Annotated in this window: 13 protein-coding genes; 4 read left to right on the top strand and 9 right to left on the bottom strand. The window is 70.7% G+C overall.

Features of this window, described 5'->3' with window-relative positions; genetic code table 11:
* Positions 1-38: 38 nt before the first annotated feature.
* A complete protein-coding gene (locus OG552_RS30535; protein WP_329138377.1) occupies positions 39-395 on the bottom strand; it encodes a WXG100 family type VII secretion target in 357 nt (118 codons plus the stop codon).
* A 372-nt stretch (positions 396-767) separates the two neighbouring features.
* Between OG552_RS30535 and OG552_RS30530 the strand changes: the two genes are divergently transcribed.
* Together OG552_RS30530 and OG552_RS30525 are read left to right on the top strand one after the other, a co-directional pair.
* The gene (locus tag OG552_RS30530; RefSeq protein ID WP_329138375.1) at positions 768-1,400 is read left to right on the top strand and encodes a sigma-70 family RNA polymerase sigma factor; all 633 of its coding nucleotides are present in this window, start codon (positions 768-770) and stop codon (positions 1,398-1,400) included.
* Positions 1,401-1,505: 105 nt separating this feature from the next.
* A complete protein-coding gene (locus tag OG552_RS30525) occupies positions 1,506-4,421 on the top strand; it encodes a helix-turn-helix transcriptional regulator (RefSeq protein ID WP_329138373.1) in 2,916 nt (971 codons plus the stop codon).
* 40 nt (positions 4,422-4,461) lie between these two features.
* Here OG552_RS30525 and eccCa read toward each other — a convergent pair whose 3' ends face one another.
* Together eccCa and OG552_RS30515 are read right to left on the bottom strand one after the other, a co-directional pair.
* Positions 4,462-8,457 carry a type VII secretion protein EccCa gene (gene eccCa / locus OG552_RS30520; RefSeq protein ID WP_329138371.1) on the bottom strand — a complete coding sequence of 1,332 codons (3,996 nt, stop codon included), beginning with the start codon at positions 8,455-8,457 and terminating at the stop codon, positions 4,462-4,464.
* Positions 8,458-8,586: 129 nt separating this feature from the next.
* Entirely contained in the window at positions 8,587-8,991 is a 405-nt protein-coding gene (locus OG552_RS30515) for a YbaB/EbfC family nucleoid-associated protein (RefSeq protein WP_329138369.1), read from the bottom strand.
* A 282-nt stretch (positions 8,992-9,273) separates the two neighbouring features.
* Here OG552_RS30515 and OG552_RS30510 point away from each other — a divergent pair, with 282 nt between their 5' ends.
* The gene (locus OG552_RS30510) at positions 9,274-11,466 is read left to right on the top strand and encodes a hypothetical protein (protein WP_329138367.1); all 2,193 of its coding nucleotides are present in this window, start codon (positions 9,274-9,276) and stop codon (positions 11,464-11,466) included.
* Positions 11,467-11,554: 88 nt separating this feature from the next.
* Here OG552_RS30510 and OG552_RS30505 read toward each other — a convergent pair whose 3' ends face one another.
* The 5 genes from OG552_RS30505 to OG552_RS30485 all read right to left on the bottom strand — a co-directional run bounded on the left by OG552_RS30505 (position 11,555) and on the right by OG552_RS30485 (position 19,986).
* Positions 11,555-12,427: a LamG domain-containing protein gene (locus OG552_RS30505; protein WP_329138365.1), complete on the bottom strand. Its 873-nt coding sequence runs from the start codon at positions 12,425-12,427 to the stop codon at positions 11,555-11,557.
* A 294-nt stretch (positions 12,428-12,721) separates the two neighbouring features.
* Positions 12,722-15,520, bottom strand: coding sequence for a hypothetical protein (locus tag OG552_RS30500; protein ID WP_329138363.1), 2,799 nt, complete (start codon positions 15,518-15,520; stop codon positions 12,722-12,724).
* A gap of 429 nt (positions 15,521-15,949) precedes the next feature.
* Positions 15,950-17,221 carry a nucleotide disphospho-sugar-binding domain-containing protein gene (locus OG552_RS30495; protein WP_329138361.1) on the bottom strand — a complete coding sequence of 424 codons (1,272 nt, stop codon included), beginning with the start codon at positions 17,219-17,221 and terminating at the stop codon, positions 15,950-15,952.
* 263 nt (positions 17,222-17,484) lie between these two features.
* Positions 17,485-18,783 (bottom strand): hypothetical protein, encoded by a 1,299-nt coding sequence (locus OG552_RS30490; protein WP_329138359.1) that lies wholly within the window; start codon positions 18,781-18,783, stop codon positions 17,485-17,487.
* Positions 18,784-19,074: 291 nt separating this feature from the next.
* Positions 19,075-19,986 carry a LysM peptidoglycan-binding domain-containing protein gene (locus tag OG552_RS30485; RefSeq protein ID WP_329138357.1) on the bottom strand — a complete coding sequence of 304 codons (912 nt, stop codon included), beginning with the start codon at positions 19,984-19,986 and terminating at the stop codon, positions 19,075-19,077.
* Positions 19,987-20,708: 722 nt separating this feature from the next.
* On the opposite strand from OG552_RS30485, the gene OG552_RS36530 reads away from it, so the two are divergent.
* Positions 20,709-20,894, top strand: coding sequence for a sigma factor (locus tag OG552_RS36530; protein ID WP_443071077.1), 186 nt, complete (start codon positions 20,709-20,711; stop codon positions 20,892-20,894).
* Positions 20,895-20,927: 33 nt separating this feature from the next.
* Here OG552_RS36530 and OG552_RS30480 read toward each other — a convergent pair whose 3' ends face one another.
* A complete protein-coding gene (locus OG552_RS30480) occupies positions 20,928-23,768 on the bottom strand; it encodes an ATP-binding protein (protein ID WP_329138355.1) in 2,841 nt (946 codons plus the stop codon).
* Positions 23,769-23,980 lie beyond the last annotated feature (212 nt).

Below are 23,980 nucleotides of genomic sequence, written 5' to 3'. Positions count from 1 at the left end.
GTGCTCCTTGTCGCTGGGGGGTTGCCAGGGGTGGCGGGTCAGGTCAGGGACGCCGGCCCCACCCGCGCGCGCTCGCCCAGCGAGTTCTGGATGCTGGTGATCGAGTTGACGTTGGCCTGCTCGGACTCGGTGTAGTTCACGTAGTTACCGTTCAGCCCGCTGGCGATGTCGGTCAGCGCGTCGTGCAGCATCTTGGAGAGGATGTCGTACTCCGCCATCATCTGCTGGAAGGTGTTGGCGGCGACCCCCTGCCACATGGCCTCCATGTTGACGACGTAGGACTTGAGCGCCGCCAGCCTTTGCTGCACGTCTGCCGCGGTCGATGTGCACGACGCGGCGGCGGTCGACACCTGCTCCGGTGTTACCTGGTAACCCGTCGATGGCCCTGCCACCATAGCGATCAACCCTTCCTGTGAGGCGACCTGATCTACGCTCCTTCATCATTTCCGCGATCCACCACGTGCGCCCAGTCCCCCGTTCAGATGTCCCCTGGGTCAGCCTGATTCCGGTATCCGCCTCATTCCGGGTGTCCGCCCCTGGACGCCGCCAACCGGTTCGCGTCCTGGGAGAACCACATCGGTGTGACGCCCGTAGACCTGGCTGTGGGGCCGGGGTCGATCGACCGCCTCCGCCGGCTCACTGAGGTCTTGACCGTGGGGCCGGGCTCCATCGGCACGTACATCTCAGTGACCTCACGGATGTCTCGGCGCCCCCGATGTCGCAGGATCGGTAGGGGATCCAGCGAAGGACAAAAAGGGGACCGGACCATGACGGCAACAGCGATCGACACACCTGCCCCCATACCGTCCATGCCGTCCCGCTCGCCGCGCACCGAACAGCGGATGCGCGAGCTCTACGAGGTCAACGCGGCCCCGGTGTTCCGTACTCTGCTCCGCTGGACCCGCGGCGACCGGCAGGCCGCGGAGGATCTCGTGCAGGAGACCATGCTGCGCGCCTGGAAGAACCTCGATGTGCTGCACGACGACGGCCCGGAGGCGGCCCGCCCGTGGCTGCTGACCGTCTCGCGGCGGCTGGCCATCGACTCGCACCGTGCCACCTCCGCCCGCCCCACCGAGGTCGAGGACGATGCGCTGGAGGACATGGCCTTGACTGCGGATCCGTTCGAGAAGGTCCTCGACCGCCAGGTCCTGCGTGACGCGTTGGCGTGCCTGTCCGCCATGCACCGGGAAGTCCTGACGCACGTCTACATCCTGCACCAGTCGGTGCGGCAGGCGGCCGAGGCACTCGGCATACCGGAAGGCACCGTGAAGTCACGCACACACAAGGCCGTGCGTGCGCTGCGCGACGCGTTGGGCGATTTTCATTCCGACGGTGTGCCGACCACGGGCGGTGGTCCCGGGAGGGATCGTTCCGGCGCGGTCCACGTGACCCCGGCGTAAGCAACGGCACGCTCATACGGCGGCGCGGCACGCACCTCCCTGTCTGTTGCCTGTTTGGGGGCTACACGTGCCATTTGGTTACCTTGTGGTCGGTAGGATCTGGCCATGGTTGACGTGCCGGTTGTGGTTGGGCGTGCCGCGGAGTTGAAGGTGTTGCGTCGGCTGGTGGCGGATGTCGCCGGTGGGCGCGGCGGGGTGGTGCTGGTCGAGGGCGAGCCCGGGATCGGGAAGTCGGCGCTGCTGGCGGCGGGACTGGTGGGCGCGGAGGCTGCAGGGTGCCAGGTGGTGAGCGGTGCCTGTGACGAACTGGGACAGCGCTTCCCGCTGTCGGTGATGATGCGCACCCTTGGGGTGCATGAGGAGTCGGCCGATCCGCGGCGGGCGGCGGTCGCCGCGGCACTTTCCCGTCCGGCGGTGGTGCCCGAGTGGAGCGTACGGATGGTCGCCGGCAACCCGGTGACGGCCGCCGTCGAGCAACTCCTGGGTCTGGTGGACCGGCTGACCACGGACGGCCCGCTGGTGCTGGTGGTCGAGGACCTCCACTGGGCCGACGACGCGACATTACTGCTGTGGCGGCGGCTGTGCCGGACCGCACTGCAGGCACCACTGCTCCTGGTCGGGTCCCTGCGCCCGGTGCCGCGCCGTGCCGAGGTCGACGCACTGCGTGGCGACGCGCAGGCCGCCAACGCCGTGCTGCTCCCGCTCGGCGGACTGCCCGGCGCGGACGTCTCGGCCATGACGGCGGAACTCACCGGAGGCGCTCCCGGACCGCGGCTGACCGAGCGGCTCACCTCGGCGGCAGGCAACCCCTTGTACGTACGGGAACTGGTGGACGCGCTGGCGCGGGCCGAGGCCGTGCGGGTGACCAGGGGCACGGCAGAGCTGGCGGACGACCGCGACACCCCTGGGACGGCGGTGTCCCTGGCGGCCGTGATCGCCGACCGGTTGGACTTCCTGCCGGTGCGGGTCCGCGAGGTATTACGTACGGCCGCGCTGCTGGGCCACGACTTCTCGGTGACCAACCTCGCATCGATTGTCGGCCGCCCGGTGATCGAGCTGGTCAGTTTGCTGGAGGAGGCCGTCACCGCGGGCGTACTGGAGTCGAAGGGAGCGCGGCTGCGGTTCCGGCATGAGCTGTTGCGGCGTTCGCTGTACGAGACGACACCCGCGGCCCTGCGGGTGGCGCTCCAGCAGCAGGCCGCCCAGGTACTGATGGCCGCGGGAGTCTCGGTGGAGCGGGTCGCCACGCTGGTGCTGGCGGCGCTGGACGGCGCCGACGGCTGGGAACTGGACTGGATCGCCGCCAACACCGCCGACCTCACCTACCGGGCCCCCGCGATTGTGGCCGAACTCCTCGAACACGCCCTGAGCCGCATCGGCGAGGACGACCCGCGGCACGCGGGCCTCGAAGACCAACTCGCGACGGTGGCACTCGCGTTGGGTAGGTGGGAGCAGGCCGAACAGATCTCCCGGGCCATCCTGGCCCGCAGCAGCGACCCCGCCCGCACCGGCCAGGCCCTCTGGGTCCTCGGCCGCAGCCTCCAACGCGTCGGCCGGCCCGACGACGCCCTCGAAGAACTCACATCCGCCGCCGGTACTCCACGCACCACGGCGTTGTGGCAGGCACGGCACGACGCGCTGAGATCAAGCTTCCTGATCTCGCTGTCACGGCTCAGCGAGGCCGAAAGGGTCGCTGAGCAGGCTTTCGACACGGGGGAGAAGAACGCCGATCCCATGGCGATGGCCTACGCCCTGCAGATACAGACGGTGACGCGGGTCTACGAGAACGGTCACGCGGGTGGTCTCCCCTATCTCGACCGTGCGCTCGCCATCGTGGGCGGTGCCCCGGAGCTGGCTGATCTGCGGCTGCAACTGCTCGGCAACCGCTTCGTCATGCTTGAGGAGTTGGACCGCTTCGCCGAGGCGGCGGTCGGGGCTCGGGAGTCGATTGCCCAGGCCGAACGGCTCGGCACTCCGCGGCTGGGCACCCTCCGGGTGCAGGCCGGAGCACTGGCGTACGTGATGGGCCGCTGGGACGACGCCCTGACGGAATTCGAACTGGCCGCCGACGTGCCCGCAGGTGTCGGGATGGGCATCAACCGGCTGGCCCATCTGGTCCTGATCGCCGGTCACCGCGCCGAGTGGGGCGCAGCCGCCCAGCACCTGGACGAGCTCGCCCACTGGGACACCGGGCATGACCTGTCGGGCGTCTCCACCATCGTCTTGTGGGCCCGCTCCCTGGAGGCCGAGCGATCCGGACCAGTGCACCGCGGTGTGGAGACTCTCGCACCGAGCCTGGCCGAGGCACCGGACGAGCGGCTGCTCAACCGGTACTACGTTCTCCCCGTCCTCACCAGATTGGCCCTGGCGGCCGATGACCGGCCGACCGCCCGGGCCGCCGCTGATGCCGCCAGGCGGGACGCCGAGTACAAACCGGCACCACGGCGTCAGGCCGCCGCCGGTGCCGCCAGGCGGGACGCCGAGTACAAACCCGCGCCACAGCTTCAGGCGGCCGCCGACTGGTGCCGCGGTCTGCTGGACAACGACCCGGCGGCGCTGCTCACCGCCGCGGCGTACTACCGCGACGTCGGCCGCCAACCGCAGCTGGGCAATGCGCTGGAGGACGCCGCCGTGGTGCAGGCCGTCGTCGGCGACCCCGCGGACGCCCGAACCACCCTGAACGAGGCACTCGAGGTCTACGCCGCCCTCGGCGCGACCTGGACCGCGCGGCGCGCCACCGCCCGGCTACGGCAGCTCGGCATACGCCCCGGCGTCCGCGGCACCCGACGCCGCCCCAAAACCGGCTGGCCGGCACTCACCGACACCGAACTGCGCGTCGCCGAACTCCTCGCACAGGGCCACTCCAACCCCGACATCGCCGCACAGCTCATCCTGTCCCGCCGCACCGTCGAGACCCACGTCTCCCACATCCTCACCAAACTACGCGTCCGCTCCCGCCACGACATCACGCCACCCACGCTCCCTGTGCCTGAGCCCCTGGACAGGCGCGCGCTTCATTGACGGCGGCCACGGCTGACGACGTCCACCACGGCACCCCCGCTCACTCGTCGAGCGCGACCTGGATCAGTGCGGACGGCGCTTGCCGGCTGACCAGGACACCCCGGCCCGGTGGGCGCTGGGACGCCCGCTCGTCACCGAGGATCGCCCCCTCGCGGTGGTCCCCGGAGAGGACGAGGCCGGCCGCGCCCAGCTCACGAATACGGTTCAGCAGCTGTTCCGACATCTGGCTGCGCATGGAGCCGGCGACCCGCCGGGCCACCACGAAGTGGAGCCCGATCTCCCGGGCCTGCGGCACGAAGTCCACCAGCGCCGCCAGCGGTGACTGGCGGCCGTTGCCCACCAGGTCGTAGTCGTCCACCACGACGTAGAACTCCGGGCCGGTCCACCAACTGCGCTCGCGCAACTGTTCCGTCGTCACGTCGGGCGGCGGAAGCCGCTCCGTGAGCTTGGCGGCCACCTGGCCCATGTAGACCTCCGCCGCCTGGGAGTCGCCCGCGTAGAGACCGAGGTGGTCCTCGGGCACCACGCCGAGCAGCGACCGCCGGTAGTCGACGACGATCATCCGTGCCTCCCACGCCGAGTGGCGTGCCACGAGACCCTTCATCCAGGTGCGCAGGAACGAGGACTTGCCCGAGCCGGAGTCACCGAAGACCAGGAAGTGCGGATCCACGCCGGTCAGGTCCAGGTGAACGGGTGCGAGGTCCTTCTCGCCGATGCCGATCGGTACGCCGGGCGGCGCCACGTCGCCCGCCGGCATCTCCAGTTCGGTGACGGACAGCCGCGCGGGCAGCATCCGTATCGGTGGCGCGGTCGGCCCGGACCAGGACGCGGTGAGCTTGCCGAGCGCCTCGTCCTGGGCGTCGGCGAGGCCGTCGGCGCTGTCCTTGCCGTCCAGCCGGGGCAGCGCCAGCTGGAACTGGATTCCCGGCGGCGCCATGCCGCGCCCCGACACGACGGAGACGAAGGCCTTGGCCATTCTGCGGTTGATCTCGGAATCCGCCGGGTCGTTGAGCCGCAGCTCCAGCCGGGCCGAGATGGTGTCACGCAGCGCCGTACGGATGTCGCCCCACCGGTTGGCGGTGAGCACCAGGTGCACGCCGACACCCAGACCGCGGTTGGCGATGTCCAGCACGGAGACGTCGATGCCCTCCATCTCCGTCCGGACCGCGCCCCAGTTGTCGATCAACAAGAACACGTCCGCGGACCGTACGCCGGGGGGCAGCTTGTCGCGGGAACGCAGCCTGCGGAACTCGGCGACCGAGTCGACGCCCAACTGGCGGAAAAGCCGCTCGCGTTCGGTGATGAGTTGCAGCATCTCGGCCAGGGCGCGCCGCGCCCGGTTCGTATCGTGCCGGCCCGCCACACCGCTGACGTGCGGGGCGCGCTCGAACGGCTGCAACGAGCCGCCGCCGAAGTCGACGCAGAGGAACTGCGCCTCGGCGGGAGTGTGGGTGAGCATCGTGGAGAGCATGAGCGTCCGCAGGAAGGTGCTCTTGCCCGACTGCGGGGCGCCGACCAGGGCCAGGTGGCCGGCTTTGGCGAAGTCCGGTACCAGCGGTTGCTGAAGCTGCTGGAGGGGAATGTCCAGGACGCCCACAGGAGCGCACAGTTCTCCCTTGCGCGGCCACCACGCGGCCATCATGCCGCGGTCCGGCCCGACACTGATCGGTCCGGTCAGATCGTCCAGCGGCAACGCGGTCGGCAGCGGCGGCAGCCACACCTGGTGGGCCGCCTGGCCGGAGGAGCCCAGCCGCGCCACGATGAGCTGCATCTCGGTCGGCCCGCTGATCATCGGACGCGTGCGCTCCTGCCGATCCTCGGGGACGGCGTCCGGGTCCGGCGCCACCCGCAGGCCGAAGAGGGCGGGCTCGGTGAGCACCGGTCCGGCGGCAGCGGCCCGCTCCGCCTCCGACGCGTACACTCCGGAGACATGGGCGACCCGGAACCGTTCCAGCACGGTGTCGGTCACCTTGAGATAGGCCGAACCGGGGATCGGGGGCAACTGGTAGGCGTCGGGGGTGCCGATCACGACCCGGGACTCGGCGGCGGAGAAGGTGCGCAGACAGATGCGGTAGGACAGGTTCGACTCCAGGCCGCGCAGCCGTCCCTCCTCCAGCCGCTGCGTGGCGAGCAGCAGATGCATGCCCAGGCTTCGGCCGACCCGGCCGATCTGGACGAAGAGTTCGATGAAGTCGGGTCGGGTGGACAGCAGTTCACCGAACTCGTCCACGATGATCAGCAGGTACGGCAACGGTTCCAGCGGGCGCCCGTCGGTGCCCTTCGCACCAGCCGCGCGGCGCAGTTGGTACTCCCGTACGTTGTCGACGTTGCCTGCGTCGCGCAGCATCTTCTGCCGCCGCTGCTGCTCGCCGGCCAAGGCGTCCTTGACCCGGTCGACCAGTGCGAGGTCGTCCACAAGGTTGGTGATCAGGCCCGCCACGTGCGGCAGTTCGGTCACTCCGGCGAAGGTGGCGCCGCCCTTGAAGTCGACCAGGACCAGACTGAGCAGGTCGGGTGAATGGGTCATCGTCAGGCCGGTGACCAGGGTGCGCAGCAGCTCGCTCTTACCGGAGCCGGTGGCGCCGACGATCAGGCCGTGCGGTCCCATGCCGCCCTGCGCGGACTCCTTGAGGTCCAGCACCAGCGGCTGCCCGCTGCCGTCGAAGCCGATCGGCATGCGGAGGACCTCTTCGTCCTCCTCCGCGACCCACAGGCGCTCCGGGTCGAAGGTCTCCAGTTCGGTGACGCCGAGCATGCTGGGCAGTGACATGGTCTGGGCGAGGATCTCCTCGCCCTCGACCGAGAGCCGCAACGGCGCGAGCGCTCGCGCGATGGCCTCGCACAACTGCGGTTCCGGCCATTCCGCGACCGCGTCGGTGACCGGTGAGCGCGGTTCCGCCCGGCGCCCCTCAAGGGTGACCGCACCGTTCGACGTGACGCGGATCCGCACGTCGGCCCGGGACGGCTCGTCGTTCTCCTTGTCCACCAGGCAGATCACGGTGATCGCGCTGCTCGGGCCGGCTGTCGCGAGCAGTTGGGCGGCCAGCGGTGAGCGTGCCCAGGCGGCACGCGGGACGTAGTGGTCGAGCACGACAACCAGCCGGCGTCGGGTGTCCGGCGTTTCACGGTCCAGCAGGCTCCGGCGGGGCGCCTGGGCGGATTCCTCCAGTGTCTTCTCCAGGTGGTCGGCGATTCCGTCGAAGTCCTCGGCGACCAGGGCCACCACGTCCGCCGCGTCCGGTTCGTGGGTGTGCGGCAGCCACTTGGCCCAGTTCCAGTCCTCGCCGCCGGTGGCGACGGCCACGCCGACGTCGTCCGGGGCGTGCAGCACCGCGACCTGGCAGATCATCGCCCGGACGACGCCACGCGCCACGTCCGACGGGCCCAGCACGCTGACTACGCCGACCTTCGCCAGGTCCACCACCGCGGGCTGGCTGCCGACAGTGGACATGGTCTTGATCAACCGGTCCGCGGCCTCCTTGGCCCGCGGGTCGTACTCCATCGTCGGGTCGTTGCGGGTGGCCAGCCGGATGGGGGTCGACAACTGCGCGGTCCCGACTCCCACGCACACCCGCAGGAAGTCCGGGTCGGTGATACGGCGCTCCCACACCCGCCGGCGCTGGGTCGCGATCCCCCACAGCCGGTACGGCGAGGGGAACGCCCAGGCTGCGACCGTGCGCTGGTTCTCCGCCACCTGGCGGGCGACCTTCCGCACCTCGACGAGGTGGTCCAGGTAGAGGTCCCTCGCGCGCACCTTCTGCTTGCGCACCTGGCCGCGCATCTGCATCCGGATACCGACCGTGAGGCCGATCGACATCACCACGAAGGCGATGCCGACCAGGATCAGCATCTTCTTGCCGCCCGACATCAGGTACGCGGCCATGCTGATGCTCGACATCAGCGGCATGAGCAGGATCAGCCAGCTTGAGCCGCCGTCCCTGCCGACGGGCTGTGGCGGTGCCGAGAGCACCACCGGCTCAGTGGGCAGCGGCGGCGGGACGACCCTGGCGGGTCGATGGAAGACGATCCGGGACATGAAAATCTCTTCGTCTGTCGCATGGGTGACGCCGGGCGCCGGGCCTTTGTCACGATAGGAATTCCTGCACGGCGTCCGACAGACCCTGGTTCCTGCCGCCGGTTCGTCCCCTTTCGAAGACGCGGTGGGTCAGTGTTCCTGCCCCGGCGCCCTGCGGCGGGCGGGGAACCTGGGCGCGACGGTACCTCCGGGACGCCTGCTCCCTTCCAGCCCCGCGAGCACCCCGTTCAGGTTGTCCACCACGGACGCCATGCGTTCGTTCCGCTGCACGCTGAGCTCTTGGAACGCGCCGTCGACCGCCGTCATGATCAGGTCGACGAGAGTCTCCGGGTCGTCGGGGTCGATCACCGAAGGGTCGATGGTGAGTCCGACAAGCCGTCCCTCGGCCGAGAGCGTGGCCGCGACCAGACCTTCCCGGCCGTAGCCAGTGGCCTCCATGTACTGCAGATCGTCCTGCACGGCGGCCATCCCGCTCTCCGCCTGCTGGGCGTGTCGGGCGAGCGCGCCGAAGTCGAAGTCGTCATTGTCCGGCATAACGTCCAGTCACCTGCCATTTGCCATTCTGAACTGCCCGGGTGCCCGGACTTTCCGAGTGCCCGAGGCTACGAGCGGGCGCGTCGCCCTCGACAGCCCCCAGTTCCGGTTACCGGGGGCCCTCATTCGGGGACGATGACGGGTTCCGCCCGCCGTGCGAACCGATCCGCGACACCGCCCGTAAGGATGAAGGGGGTGCTCTACGCGCTCCCGGCCCCTCGAATCTCGGACAGCCCCGCAGCCCTGGGCTCGGAAGTCCTACAACTCTGGGAAAGGAGCGCCATGGTGGAGAACTCCAGCGACCGGTCCGTCCACCAGCGCGACGGCTCCGGGAAGAGGCAGCCCTTGGCGCGGTGGGGTACGGCCTTGTCCCGCTGGGCCGAGCGGGACGGAAAGGACCAGACCGGTGCGGCGGCCGACCCGGGCAGGCCTGTCCTGGTGGACGAATACGGCGGACTGGTGCTGCTGCGTTCGACGCCGACCGCGTCCCCCTCGCCCTCCGACGCCGCCGCGCTCGCCCGCGTCCTGGCGGTGGCCGAACCCGGCGACGAGGTCGCCACCGTGGTGGTCGGCGTGGACGGCTCCGTGACGCCCACGCTGTGGACCCGGCTGGCTGAACTGCTCGACACGCTGCAGCGGAAGGGCGCGGCGACCGTTCGTCTCGTGCTGTCCGGCGCGGGTGCGGGCACCCCTGAGCACCCCGCGCTCGCCCAGCGGATAGCGGACGCCTGGGACATCCGGGTGCTCGCCCCCGAGGGAGCCGCACTGGTCGTGCCGGGCGGGACGCTGTTCGTCGTGGACGGCACCGAATCGTCCACCGGCTGGCAACTGTTCCAGCGCGGAGCCGAACCGCTGCCGCTGGGGCAACGCAGCCCGGCGCCCTTCTGGCAGACGGCGGTCGCCGGGCTGCCCTCCCACACCGCATCGGGGTCCGTGATCGAGCAGATACCGGCCGGCCTGCTGGTCCGCCCGCCCCGGTCGGCCGCACCGCGACCCGAAGACCTCTGCTACCTGGTGCCCGTCGACCCGGACCAGCTGACCGTGCTCGTCGGTGCCCCCGGCCCCGGCGGTGACGCCGATGTCCCCGCCGACGACCTCGCCGACCTGCTGACCGCGTTGCCGACGGCGGTGCGTACGCAACTGCGCTTCGCCCCCGGCAACCACCGGGACCTGCTGCCCGCCGTGCAGAAGGTCGCCGACAGCCTCGGCATCGAGGTGGAACTGCTGACCGGACCGCCCCGGGCCCCCGGCAGCGCCGGGATCCCCGAGGGAGTCCGGGGTGCGCGGCCGGTACTCGTCGACACAGAGGGCTCACCGACCTGGCGGCCCTTCGTGGAGGCCGTCGTCTGCCATCCCGCGGCCCCCGGCCGGACGTCGCCGCGCCTGTTGCGCCGGCGTGCCCCCCTGGTCGGTCCCGATACCGGCGGCGCGGAGGAACAGGGAGTCATCCCCCTTTCGGACACCTGGCAGGTCACCCTGACGCGGGCCGGGCTCGCCATCGGACCGGCGGGACAGGCACGACCGCTCGCCGGCCGCCTGGTGGCCGCCGACCAGATGGCCATCGAGATCAACGTGCCGGGCAAGCCGTTGGACGAGTCGTTCTACCTTGCCCTGTCCCAACTGCTGATGGATGTCGACCCTGACGTACAACCCTTCGTCACCCTGCACGTCCTGTCGCGGAGTGCCGCTGAGGACCGCCGGCTTCGGCGCCTGGCGATACGCCACGAGGTCCGGATGATGTGGCCGCCCGGACCGGAGACACCTCCGGGCAAGGCCGCGGGGCCGGAGAGCACCGGTACGCGCGCCTCCGGAACACGGGCCGCCGGCAGCGCCGAATTCCGTGAGCCCATCAACCGCATCGTGGCGGCCTCGAACGACGGACGTTACGACGACGCGTCATCCCTGGCCCTCACCCTGGAGCAGCAGGTCTTCAGCCGGCACGGCGAGGCGTCGGCGGCGTTCCTGGAGGTGCGCCAGATCCGCGCGCATATCGCGCGGCTTGCCAGTCAGGAATCGCTCGCCACCGTGCTCTACCTGGATGTGGCGCTCAAGATGCTGGCGGCCCGAGGCCCGGAAGATCCCGAGACCGAACAAGCGGCCTCGAACGCCGACGCCTGCTGGCGGGCGGTGCGCGACGACGCGGAGGCCCTGCGCATCGGGCCGTCCATCATCAGCCTGCGCGGCAATGTCCCGGGCGCCGGCGGTCACCACCTGCGCGCCGCGGAGAACTACCTCGCCCGGCTCAAGGCTCGCCTGCCCGCACCGGCGTCCGAGCTGCCCTCGGAGCCCAAGGGCCCCAAGGGGCAGGCACCGCGTTCCGCTCCAGCCGCGGAACGTTCCCGGCCGCCGGCGGCCCCCGTGCCACCGGCCGCCGTGCCACCGGCTTCGAAGGCCACGCGGATCCCCATCACGCCGGCCACGCCCACCCGTGCCCCTGCACCGCGTCCGGGGTTCGTGAACGAACAGCCGTGGTGAAGAACCAACGGACATGGCCACAGGATGCCGACAACGCCGAACAACGAAAAGTCCGCTCCCGCGTCGAGCACCCTTCTGCAGCACCCTTTCAGAGCGCGCGGACCTGGGAGTCGGTAAGGGCGCGGTTGAAGACCTCGACATCATTGACGGCACCCGGGAACCAGTCCATGGGACCACCGTTCCACTGGCCGCGGCCGATGACCAGGTCGCCCGTCGTGGAGGTCAGCTTGGGTAGCGCCGTGATCCCCTCGACCTCTCCGTTGACGACGAGCCGCAGTTGCTTGGCGTATGTGCTGACCACTCCGACCAGGTGGACCCAGGTATTCAGCGGCGGCGGACCGGACGACAGCGCCCGGCCCCCGGGCACCGCGAACGCCCAGCGCTGATCCTGTGACGAATACTGCAGGTAGAAACCGCTGTCGGTGGTGCCATCCTGGCTGACAGCCGTGGCGAAGCCCGTGTTCTTGGTGAGATAGACCCAGGCCGACACAGTGAAGTCGCCCGCGGTGTTGAGCACCGATCCCGCGGTGGTGGCCTCGCTGTTCGTGCCGTTGAAGACGGCGCAACCGCCGTGGCCCGTCCCCTTCGTGACATGGGAACTGGTAAGGGCGTGAGCACCGTCCGTGGTGTCTGCCGTGAGCGAGCTTCCGCCCGCGCCGAGCCGCCAGGATCCGACCGGAGACGGTCCTTGGGGCTTGGGCTTCGGCTTCGGCTTCGCGATGGCCGGCGACGGTGCACCCTTGCCGGGCGCGGGTTTGGGCTTGTGAGTCGCCGTCGGCGGGTGTGTGGAGGCTATGCCCGTCACCGGGGTCAGCGGTCGGGCGACAGTCGCCTTGGGGGCGGGCGCGGGTGCGATCGTCGACGGCTCGTGGCTCGGGGTGGGACCGGCCGCCGTCGACTTCCCTCCCGAGTTGACGGTCGAGATCAATACCGCGAGGAGCACCACAACCACCACGAGCACACCCGCGATCACCGCCGCCGACCGCGTACGTATCGGCCACCTGCCCGGCTCATGATCCGGACGAGGCTCACCTGTCGTGTCCGGGGGGCCGGCAGACAGCACAATCGTCTGGTCCACTTCGGGCGGGGACCACCGTGGGCTCCGCCGCAGGGACCCGCGCTCCGTACGGGCGCCGCCTTGCTCCGTGCGGGTGCCGCCCTCCACCCTCGACTCATCCGAATGTTCGCTTTCCACCCGCAGTGCCTCCTCGCTCTGTCTTCCTCGTCACGTGTGTTTACTCGTGTTCACGGATATCTACGGCCCGTTCCCGATGGGACCCGCACAACGTTCCAGCCAACCGCCCTTGCCTGTCTGGGACGAACGGCCCTTGAGTGCCTCGTCCAGCGCGGCGAGCGCGGTGCGATCCGTGTCGTCGAGTTCATCGGGCTCCTCCAGCCGAACGCCGGTGGCATGCGCCGGGGAGGCCGGAAGTTCTCTCAGCAGGACGACCGGCGCGGCCCCGCCGAGGCGAACGCCCAGCACCCGAAAGGGCGTCCCCAGGGGGAACACCAGCTCCTCGCCGCCCCCACCGTCGATCTCACCCTCGCCGTCGGCAGGGAGCACCTGCCGTACGCGCCGCCCGGTCACCGACCAGACCGCGTAACGCGGTCCGAGCGGCACGGCGGTTTCTCTCGCCGCCAGCACACCGCTCACGGGAGCCCTGTCGCAGAGCACGGAACCGGGCAGGAGGCCCACGTCGTCCATAACGGCGCCCGCGCCCCGGAGAACTGCCCCGCGGTACGTCGGCATCCTCCGCAGTCCTGACAAGAGGCAAGCCGCGTACGGCTGCAGACGGGCGTCCCCCGTCCGCAGCGCGTGGGTGAGGGCGCGGTGGCCCAACGGGCCCTCGGCTTCGGCCAGATACATCCGGAGGGCGGTCACGTCCGCCCGGGCGGCGTCGTGTTCCTCATCGGGCAGTCCGGTCAGACGGGTGAGCGCTTGCGCGACAGCGGGAGCGTGCCGCTCCCACACCGGCCCGGCCAGCATGCGCAGAGCGCTCCGCTCACCGTCGCTGCTGCGGTGGCCGGCGCGGAGCGGGCGGGAGGACGCCGGAGGGCGGCCCGGGGCCGTCTCCAGGCCGCCGGGCGCGGAATGGGGACGCGGTCGATCATGGGGGGAGGCGGCGGCCCACTCATCCTGCTCAGCGGCGGCGGCCGTACGGCCACGGCTCATATACTCCCAGGCCGCGTCGAGGTCGGGACCCGGCTCCTGTCCGCCCTCGGAGAGGCCGGACGGGAGTTCCTTACTCCTGGCCCCTCCTCGGCGTCCCCGGCTGAGGTGCTCCCAGGCCGCGTCGAGGTCCGCTACGGGCAGGAAGCCCGGCGGCGGATCCGATGGGCCCTCGGCATCTGCGTCCGGACGTTGGGCCGTCCGCTCTGCCGGCAACCGGGTGACCGGCGGCGCCGGCACCGGGCGAGGTCCGTGCGCGACCGCGGGTGTTCGCGCGGGGGTGCCGTCCGAGGCGGTCGACCGCCGGGGCACAGGCGACCGGCCGGGCACCGGGGGCTTCACGGCACGCCCGGTGGCGGGCACCCCGGCAGGGGGCCGGGGCACGGGACCGGGCTGAGGAGTCTGCCCAGGCCGGTCTGTCAGTACGGGCCGGGGCGTCGGCCGAGGCCCGGGAGCCGGTCCGGGCCCGGGGGGCGGCACCGTGCGCGGTCCGCTCGGGGTTGCTGCGTAACGGATGGTGCGCAGGCCGTGCCGGGCGGCCAGCCCACGGAGCCCACTGCCGCCGTCCGAGCAGGTGCCGTGCACATACAGGGTGGCGCACGCGCGCAATCCCGGGTCGAGCGCGACAAGGAGCTGGGAGAGCACGGGCCACAGCGAATCATCCAACTGCACGCCGGGGACACCGACCTCGATGGCAGGGCCCTCGGCACTCACCTCCCGCGCCCTGTGCGGAAGCGGAACGGCATCGCGCGCGCTCACCCACAGCCCCGCCCGGGTCACGGCGACCTGCCACCGCTCGTCGAGCCGGACCACGCCGTCCTCCAGGCGGCCCGGTCCCGGCACCGGCGGTGACCACCGCAGCAAACGCGGGGAGGGGGCATGCTCGGCGCCCAGCGACGGACGGCACACCACGGCGTCCACGAAGGGCAGCCAACTGGGCGTGCCGTCCCGCCCGATCAGCGCGGACCGGGTGATGTGGGCGTTCTGGCGACCGGCGGCGACGAGCGGCAGTCCCGTACTCACCTCCACTTCGGCGCCCAACTGGTCAGCAACGCCCTGTCCCAGCCGCAGCAGATCCTGCAGACCACCAGGGGCCAGCTGGACACCTGACCGCACCGACTCGGGCATGGCCGCCAGCACACTGACGACCTCCGCCACGGACACGTCCTCGCCACCGGCCACACCGACCACGATGGTCGGCCGCCGGGGATCCATCGGTACCGAGTAATACAGATCGCCGGGCCTCGGCGCCCTGGCTTCCGCCGGCCGCACGATCAGCCCCGCGGGAAGCTGCTCCACTACGCAACCGCCGGCGGTGCTCGTCGGCACATCGCTGAGGGCCCCCTGCCAGGGCGGCACCGGCGAACGCGGCCCCAGCACCGCCGGTTTCGCCCTCGGAAAAAAACGCCGCCAGCCGTCCCGGCTTCCTGACGCGATGGGGATGAAGAGCGAGCCGCCCGGCACCATCATGACAGTGCCGACCGGTGCGTCCACGGTGACACCCCAGCTGTCGGCGATACGGCGCGCCAACGCCGGGCGCTCCGGGTACTCCCGGCCGGCCTCCGCCATAACCAGCCGCACCGCAGTGGTGCCTGACGCGCAGAGCCGGTCCAGCACTTCGCTCAACCGCGGCCAGAAGGCGGTCACCGCCATCGTCGGCGCGGCGGCGACCAACGTCACGACACCCTCGCCCGACGGCATGTCCCGGCCCAGGCTGCCGATGTCAGCGGGTGTGAACGTGTCGTCCAGCGACGACCACAGCAGCCACAGGCCATGGTGTTCCTCCGCCAGCACCGGCACATCGACGGAACCCGTGCGCGTCGAACGGGCAGGCCCGCCGTCCGCCGAGGAAGGCAGCCCGCCCCGCCAGGTCCACAGCGCCATCCGCTACCCCCTCGCCGGCCGGCCGCCGACTCCACCCACCGACACAGTACTTTTGACCCCTTCCAGGCACGGTCATGAGAGCCCGTCCACTCAACAAGTGCTACGTGGGCCGGCGGTGCCTGGTTCACTCCAGTGCCGTTTCACTCGCCGTACGCCGCCGGCCGCTGAAGCTCGCGGATCCGGAGCGTGAGAAGTCCCCCGAGTCACACCGCAGGCTGTGACGCCAACGCGCCGAAGCCAAGGCGGGCAGCGTCCGGGAAGAGGCCGGCCCTTTCCGGCCCTTTCCTGCCCTTTCCGGCCGATCGCGGCGGCGGTGCCCGTTCTCCCTACCCGTCCCTGACCGTGGCTTACAGCCGCAAACCCCACCGGGGTCTCCGACGACCGGTCGGACGAGGGCGAGTTCGTCAGGTTGGGAACGGGCGAAGCCGCTCAGCCGAGGGTGAGGCGTTCGATCTCGACGAGTGCGTCGTATGCGGCGTACACCTGCGCGAGCCGCTCGACGTTCTCGCGTATCTCGGTGGCCTTGAGGAGCCTCTCGGTGTCGGCGGCCACGGCTTCGGGAGTGGGAGTGGCGGTGTGCATGTCGATGCCGAGGCCGTGGTGGGCGACCCGTGCGGCGTTCGCCGGCTTGTCCTCGGTGAGGCCGGCGGCCAGCACCGGCACACCTGCGGCGAGCGCCTGGTGAATGCCGCCGGCGCCGCCGTTGGTGATGTACACATCGGCCTTCGGCAGCAGTACGTCGAAGGGGATGTACTCGGCGAGACGGGCGTTGGCCGGCAGAGGGATGGACAGCGCGTCGACCTCGCGGCCCAGGGTGGCCACGACGGTGACGTCGAGGTCGGCCAGACCGGTCAGGGCCGGCTCGATGAGCTGGGTGAGGTCCCGGTTGGCCAGGGTTCCCTGGGTCACCACGACGACGGGGCGTGAGCCGTCCAGATCGGACCACCAGGCCGGCGGCTGCCACTCCGCAGGGCGCTGCGGAGTCAGGCTGCCGACCAGGTGCAACGAGTCGGGGGCGTCGCTTCGTTCGTATTCGAACCCGGGCACGGTCAGAGCGGCGGTCACGTCGGGGACGGTGATGATTCCGTCGACGAACGCCGGGAACGTCCCCCTCGCGCCCATGGAACGCAGGAGTTCGTTCAGCCGGTCCTGGACCGGTTGCATCTCGCTCGCGAATCCGGCGATGGCGGCGCGGTTGGCCGCCTTCTGATCCTCGCCCGGGCCGACCGGCACGGGCCCGAAGAAGGTTGTGTCCTCGCTGCTGACGGCCAGCGGTACCACCGACACCGCGACCCAGCGGCGCGGCCGGTGGCCGGATGCGCCCATCGCGGTCGGCACGGCTCCGAGGAACAGGGCGTTGGAGATCAGGTACTGGTCGGGGTCCGCTTCAAGGAGTTCCTGCAGGGCCGCATGCTGGTGCGGCATGGGGTTGACGAAGAGGTTGACCCAGTCGAAGTTGAGCTGTTCGGGGCCAGGGGTGAGGCGCGCGCGTTCGGGGATGTCCCCGATCAGCCGGTCGTCGAAGTCCGCGATACCGGTCAGCGGGGTGAAGGCGAGCCCTACGCTCTCGACGGCGTCGCGGAAGCGGCTACCGGTGAGCACGGTGATCTGATGACCGCGCTGGGCGAGTCCCCGGGCGAGCTCCAGCAAGGGGGCCAGCTCGCCGGTATTAGGGGGTGACGCCACGATGATCTTTGACATGGAACCTTCCGTGGATCGGCAGTTTCATACGACCTCACAGGGGAATACGCGGTGCCCGTTCCGCTGGTTCACCGATCGGGCAGACACGTGCTCTTCGTGTCCGGTCCAGGGAGTAGGAGGGCTCTGGGCGTTGCCCCCGGATGCTCAGTGACCGGATCGTCCCATTCGTCGTCGCGGTCACCAGCCACAACGGGGGCTCGGCGTACGAGGCCGTCACGCCGTCAGCGCGGTGTTCACGACCGTAGGGCTCCCGCACAGACCGCTCACGCCGCGGTGACACCGCGGGTGAGTGAGCGCGCCCGGGGCATATAACGCCGCCAAACCAGCGCAGCGGGCCGTACCCTGCCGTCCTGGCCCCCCAGCGCCTGAACGATCGACTCAGTGGTCGCGGCAAGCAGCCGGACATTCAGCCGGTCGGCGAGGACCTGGGCCAGGCAGTGGCTTTCCCCCACGTCGGCCGAGCGCATCACCACCCTGACCCCCCGGAGCAGTTGATGGCCGAACCCGTCCAGCGTGGTGAACACCCGGTCACGATCACCGCTGTGCAGGGCGTCGCCATCGGCCAACAGCGTGACACCTCCGCGTTCGGGCGGGAGGGCGCCTGCCAGCGCTTCCAGGCCGGAGCTCCACGAGCCGCGCAGGTGGACACCGGAGGGGGCCTGTGCGGCCTGAACTCCCTGGGGCAGGGCGGCGATCCGCTGACGGAGCTGCGGTCCCCAGCCCGGTGACGGGGACAACGGACCGTGCGGCAACGGGTCCCGATCGGATGTGAACCGGACCCAGTGCCCCAGCGCGCCCCCCTCGTGGGCGGCCATGAGATCGTGGCCGTTCGGATGCAGGGTGATTCCCGCCGCTGGCGCCACCACCGGTGCGTCCAGCAAGGCCGCGAGTTCCCGCAGTGGCACCGAGGACTCCCGGGCACCGGCATAGGGCCAGACGAGCTGCACGTGACGGGTGGCCGCCAAGGGCAGCGCGTCCAGCAGTTCACGGCACGCGGCCATCAGCAGCGGGTCGAACCCGTTGCCCTGAACCACCACCCGCAGCCGCTCGCTGTCGGCGGGGACCTCCGCGGCGAACCGTGCGAAGCCGGAGTCGATCGGGCCCAGCGGCCGGAGCGCGAAACCCGCCGGAATCCTGCCTGCCACCGCCGCACTGCGCATCCCGAACGCGCTGTGCCCGACCAGTCCGGCCTCCCAGCCCGGCTGAGGGTAAATGGCGCCGCAAGGCTGCGGCAGGTCCCCTGAACGTGTCCGGTACCACTGCCAGAAGCCCTCTGGGCCTGCGGCACCCGCCGCGCAGACGCCGGCGATGCCACCGCGGAAGCGCAGCCCCGCCGGGGCTGCCACCAGGTCGAGCCGGTGGTCGCGGGCCAGGCTGCGGCCGGCCTCGGGTGTGACGAAAGGGAGGAAGATCCGCACCGCGCGCGGACCGTCTCCCGGCAGCCCAGCCAGTACATGTGAGATCGCGTCGAAGATCCCCGGGTTCGGCTCGGCCGCGCCGACCACCAGGCCGAGGCGGGCGGGGTCGGCGGGGATCCGCACCACCACCTCGGCCTCGCGCACCGAGGGACGTCCACGGAACAGCCAGAGGCCGGCTGGGATCGGCCGTATCTGCCACGGGGCTGCCGGGGCGGGCAGACCGGCCCGGACGGACCCGTCCCACCATGCCGAGGGTATGAGCGCGCCGCCGGGAACCCCCGAGATCCAATCGCCCTCGGGAACATGTACTCCGGCCGCACCGTCGTCGCGGAGCGAATTCCCAACATCGGGCAGCCATTTGAAGCGTGTGGTCATCGTCTGCTCTTTCCCGACGCCGGAACCGTCCGGACTCCTCGCCGTCACAGTGCGGCGGGTTCAGTACCAGTTGTGGTCCTGCCAGAAGCTCCAGGCATCGCACGGACTGCCGTAGCGTTGATCCATATAGCGCAAGGCCCACCTGACCTGGATGGTCGCGCTGTCGCGCCAGGCGGAGCCGGCCGAGGCCATTTTCTTTCCCGGCAGCGCCTGGGCCAGTCCGTAGGCCCCGGACTGGGGGTTGACCGCATGGACGTTCCAACCGCTCTCATGGGAGATGATCTCCGAGAAGCAGCCGAACTGGCCGCTGGGGACGATGGAGCGGGCGATCACGCGAGCGCTCTTACCGGTCGTGGTGGTCTTCCGGGCTGGTGAGACCTGGTGCTTGGCTCGGGTGTGCGGCTTTTTGCCCTCCGTCTTGGCCCTGCTCTTGGCTTTGCTCTTGGCCCTGCCGCCGGCCTTCGTGGTTTCGGCCTTGCTCTCACGACTGGTCAGGCCCGAGTGCGTGACGCGGACGGGCTTGTGTCTCGCGGGCATCCGGAGCAGCCAGCCCACGCTGATGTCGTGAGGACGGGTCAGCTTCCCGCCGTCCGTCTGCAGCACCCCCTTGTTCAGCTGGAAGATCTCCGGGTATCTGCTGCTGTCACCGAGCTGGGACTGTGCGATCCCCGACAGGGTGTCATGTGGACGCACCCGGTACAGCTTCAGCGGTTCGTCAGCCCCCTGCTCCCGCGCCGCGGGTTTGTTGCTCCGGATACGCTCCGCCGTGGCCCGCAGTGCGGCCTGCGTGGCCTCGTGAACCTTGGTCGGGCCGTCCGAGGGCGCTCCAGCGGCTGGGTCACCGGATTCGTCCGTGTCGGCGTGGGCCACGACCGGAGCGGACAGGCCCACGGCGGTCGTGCCGACGACCAGCAAGCCGAGCGTCGCGGTTCTGAACCATCCAGCGGCTCGCAGTTCGGTGTCCGATGCCATACGAGGATTCCTCTCTTCTCTTCCCCCATACGGTCCCGACGATCGTGTGCCGGTGCGGGCAGATCGCTGACCTACCGTCAATGTGTGACCGGAGGAGTGGGTCATAACTGACTACGGAACACGCTGCGGCTCGGTTCACGTGTTCGGCATCCCTGCCATCCGACGGGGGCCCATCGTGACGTGCGGTAGGGCGCGGCACCGTTGTCCGGCTGCCCCCGAGTGGGCCTCCGGGCGTTCCCCCTTGATGCCCTACTCCTCTTCTTCGACAGGTGCCCCGCCGCTCTCCGCACGGGACGCTGGTCGATGACCGGGACGGCACCGCTGCACCCTTCAGCCGCACCCCACGGCCGTGAACCGAACACCGTTGCTCAGCGTATAGAAGGTGAGGCCCCCGGCCGTCGTCCCCCCCGCCGGCCGGGGGCCTCCCCGCCGTTCGCACCGACGCTTCCCGTTCTCGTAGAGGGGACACGCCGCTGAGACAGTCACGGCGGTCAGGACTGCCGAACGGGACCAGCGCCGATCATCAGAAGCCGGTGCGGGCAAGGGGCCCGCCCTCGCGGTGCCCGATCTGCACCCGGCCGATGCGGCGCTGAACCTGCCGCCCCGGCTGCGCGGCCTGCGGGGAGTGCTCCCACCGCCCGCCGGTGCAGCGCTGACGAAGGGTGAGCGCGTCACCGCAAGGGGAACGTGACACCCCGCGTAACACCGGCCCAAACCACCCGATGAGGGGAAAATCGCAGATCAAGACCGTAGACGGCGGAGACCGGCAGGCCGTCGAGGGCCTGGTGCAGGAGACCATGCTGCGCGCCTGGAGGAACCTCCACGTGTTGCACGACGACCCGAAGGCAGCACACCCGTGGCCGCTGACCGTCGCCCGAGAGAGAACCGGATGGCTACTGCCGCCGTAACCAATGGTGTGCGGGGGTTGTCCCCTGCCGGGTTCAGACGAGGGTATGGGTGGGGTTGGTGATGTCGCGGCGGGAGTGGACGCGGAGTTTGGTGAGGATGTGGGAGACGTGGGTTTCGACGGTGCGGCGGGACAGGGTCAGCCGCGCGGCGATGTCGGGGTTGGAGTGGCCCTGTGCGACGAGTTCGGCGACGCGCAGTTCGGTGTCGGTGAGTGCCGACCAGCCGGTTTCGGGGCGGCGGCTGCCGCGGCCACCGGGGCGTATGCCGAACTGCCGCAGCCGGGCGGTGGCGCGCCGCGCGGTCCAGGTCGCGCCGAGCCCGGCGTAGGTGTCCAGGGCCTTGGCCAAGGTGGTGCGGGCAGCGGCTGCGTCGCCGACGGCGGCCTGTACGACGGCGGCATCCTCCAGTGCGGTGCCGAGTTGTGGCCGGCGGCCGGCGGTGCGGTAGCGGGCGGCGGCGGCGAGTACAGCCGCCGGGTCGTTGTGCAGCAGGCCGCGGCACCAGTCGGCAGCCGCCACTTGCTGGAGTGCCGGCAGATGCTCGGCGTCGTGCCGGGCCGCCTCGACAGCGGCTCGGGCGGTCGACGTATCGTCGGCGGCCAGCGCCAGCCGGACCAGGACAGGCAGAACGGCACAGCGATTGCGCAGACGTTGGTTCTCCGGCCCAGGGTCCAGGCTCGGCGCGAGCGTCTCGACGCCGCTCTGTGGCGTCCCGGACCGCTCGGCGTGGAGAACCTGGGCCAACAAGACATAGACGGAGACGCCCAACGGGTCACCCAGGATGTCCCACTCCGGCAGCGCGGCCAGGTGTTGGGCGGCTTCGCGCCAGTTGTCGCGATGACCGGTGATCAACACCAGGTGCGCACGTCGGGCAACACCCAACGGGGAGCCGGCCGGAATATCGGCGGCCAGTTCGAGTTCCGCCAGAGCGTCGTCCCAGCGGCCCATGACATAAGCCAATACACCGGCCTGCACCCGGAGGTCGTCGAGTCGGTGACTGCCGAGCCGCTCAGCCTGGGCGATCGACTCCCGGGCTCCGGCCGACGCCTCTGTGAAGCGGCCCAACTCCTCCAATAGGGTGAAGCGATTGCCGAGCATCAGCAGGCGCAGATCCGCCAACTCCGGGGCGCTGCCCGTGGCTGCGAGCGCCCGGTCGAGGTAGTCGCCGCCAGCGGCGTACTCTGAGGCGACATTGCGCTCTATCGACAGCGTATGCAGGGCATGAGCCATCGCCGTGGCATCCGGCAGGCTCTCCCCGGCGGCGAGCGCCTGTTCGGCGGTCCGCCGCGCCTCGTCCAGCCGCGACAGCGCCAGCAGGGAAGTCGATCGCAGCGCGTCGTGACGCGCCCACCACAGAGGGGTGACCCGCGGTCCGTCGGCGACAGCCTCCAGCTCCTCAAGCACGTCCTGGTGCCGACCGAGGCGTTGCAGGGTGCGGCCCAGGAGCCAGAGGGCCTCGCCGGTCCGGTCGGGGTCGGTGGTGCGGGCGAGGATGGTCCGGGAGATGTGCTCGGCTTGTTCCCAGCGGCCCAGCAGGAAGGCGACTCTGGCGAGATGGTCTTCCAGGCCGGCATGCCTGGGCTCGTCCTCGCCGACTTGACTGAGGGCGTGTTCGAGGAGTTCGGCGACGACCGCGGGGGCTCGGTAGATCAGGTGTGCGGTGTTGGCGGCGATCCAGTCCAGCTCCCAGCCGTCAGATCCGTCCAGCGCCGCCAGTACCAGAATCGCGACCCGCTCCACCGAAGACCCGGCTGCGATCAGCGTCTGAGCCACATGCGGAAGCAGCGCCGCCCGCAAAGCCCTGGGTATCGCTTCGTACAGGGCCTGTTGCAGCAGGCCGTGCCGGAACCGCAGACGCGCTCCCTCCGATTCCAGTACGCCCGCGGCGACTGCCTCCTCCAGCACACCCACCAGGGCCATCACTGGGCGGTCCACGATCGCGGCCACGTCGGCCACCGAGAAATCAGGACCCAGCAGCGCCGCCGTCCGCAGCAGCTCCTGGGCCCCCGCCGACAGGAAATCCAACCTGTCCGCGATCACCTCTGCCAGTGACACCGCCACGCCAGAGGCATCATGGTCGTCGGCCGGCTCCGCCACTCCGTCCGTCACCCGCACGGCCCCGGCCCGCACCAGTGCGTCCACCAGTTCCCGCACGTACAACGGATTGCCCCCCGCCGATGTGAGCCGTCGGGTCAGCTCCGGTCCGGGAATGCCCCCGGTCAGTTCCGCTGCCATTGCCGAGACGCCTGCGCCGGACAGTCCGCCGAGAGAGATCAAGATCCCATGGGCTGCTTGTACGTCGCGTCGCGCTGCGTCGACTTCGGTCCGGCGGGGCACCGGGCGGCTGGATCCGACCAGGAGCAGTGGTGACTGCAGTGCGGTCCGGCACAGCCGCCGCCACAGCAGTAGTGTCGCGTCGTCGGCCCAGTGGAGGTCCTCCACCACCAGCACCAGCGGGCCCTCCGCGGTCAGCCGGTCCACCAGACCAAGGAGTTGCTCGACCGCGGCCATCACCGGATCACCCGCGACCATCTGCACACTCCACCCGGGCACTTCCGCCGGACGTGACAGCGCCGCGGCGACCGCCGCCCGCCGCGGATCGGCCGACTCCTCCTGAACACCGAGCGTGCGCATCATCACCGACAGCGGGAAGCGCTGCCCCCACTCGTCGCAGGCCCCAAGCAGCACCTGGCACCCCGCCGCCTCCGCGCCCGCCAGTCCCGCCGTCACCAGTGCCGACTTCCCGATCCCCGGCTCCCCCTCGACCAGCACCATCCCGCCCCGCCCACCCGCGGCGTCGGCCACGGCCCGACGCAGCACCACCAACTCCGCGGCACGCTCGACAAAACCACCCGCAACCGGTACCTGAACCATGCCCGAACCCTACGGCTACCCATCCGCCGGCCCACGCCAACTGCCTCCGGAACCGCACGATGAATTCCGAGGTGACCCTTCCCTGTCGCAGCAGGCATCGCTGGTCGAGTCGGTCACCGTCTCGGTCTCGCCGGCCCCGAGGTTTGGTCCTGGTCCTGTGTCGTAGATCCAGTTCACCGTCCACGTAGGCGGCCTGGTCCGGGCCGGGCGGC

The sequence above is a fragment of the Streptomyces sp. NBC_01476 genome (assembly GCF_036227265.1).
Lineage (GTDB): Bacteria > Actinomycetota > Actinomycetes > Streptomycetales > Streptomycetaceae > Actinacidiphila.
Note: the sequence above shows the minus strand (reverse complement) of the source record. Positions and strands in the feature narration are given on the sequence as shown.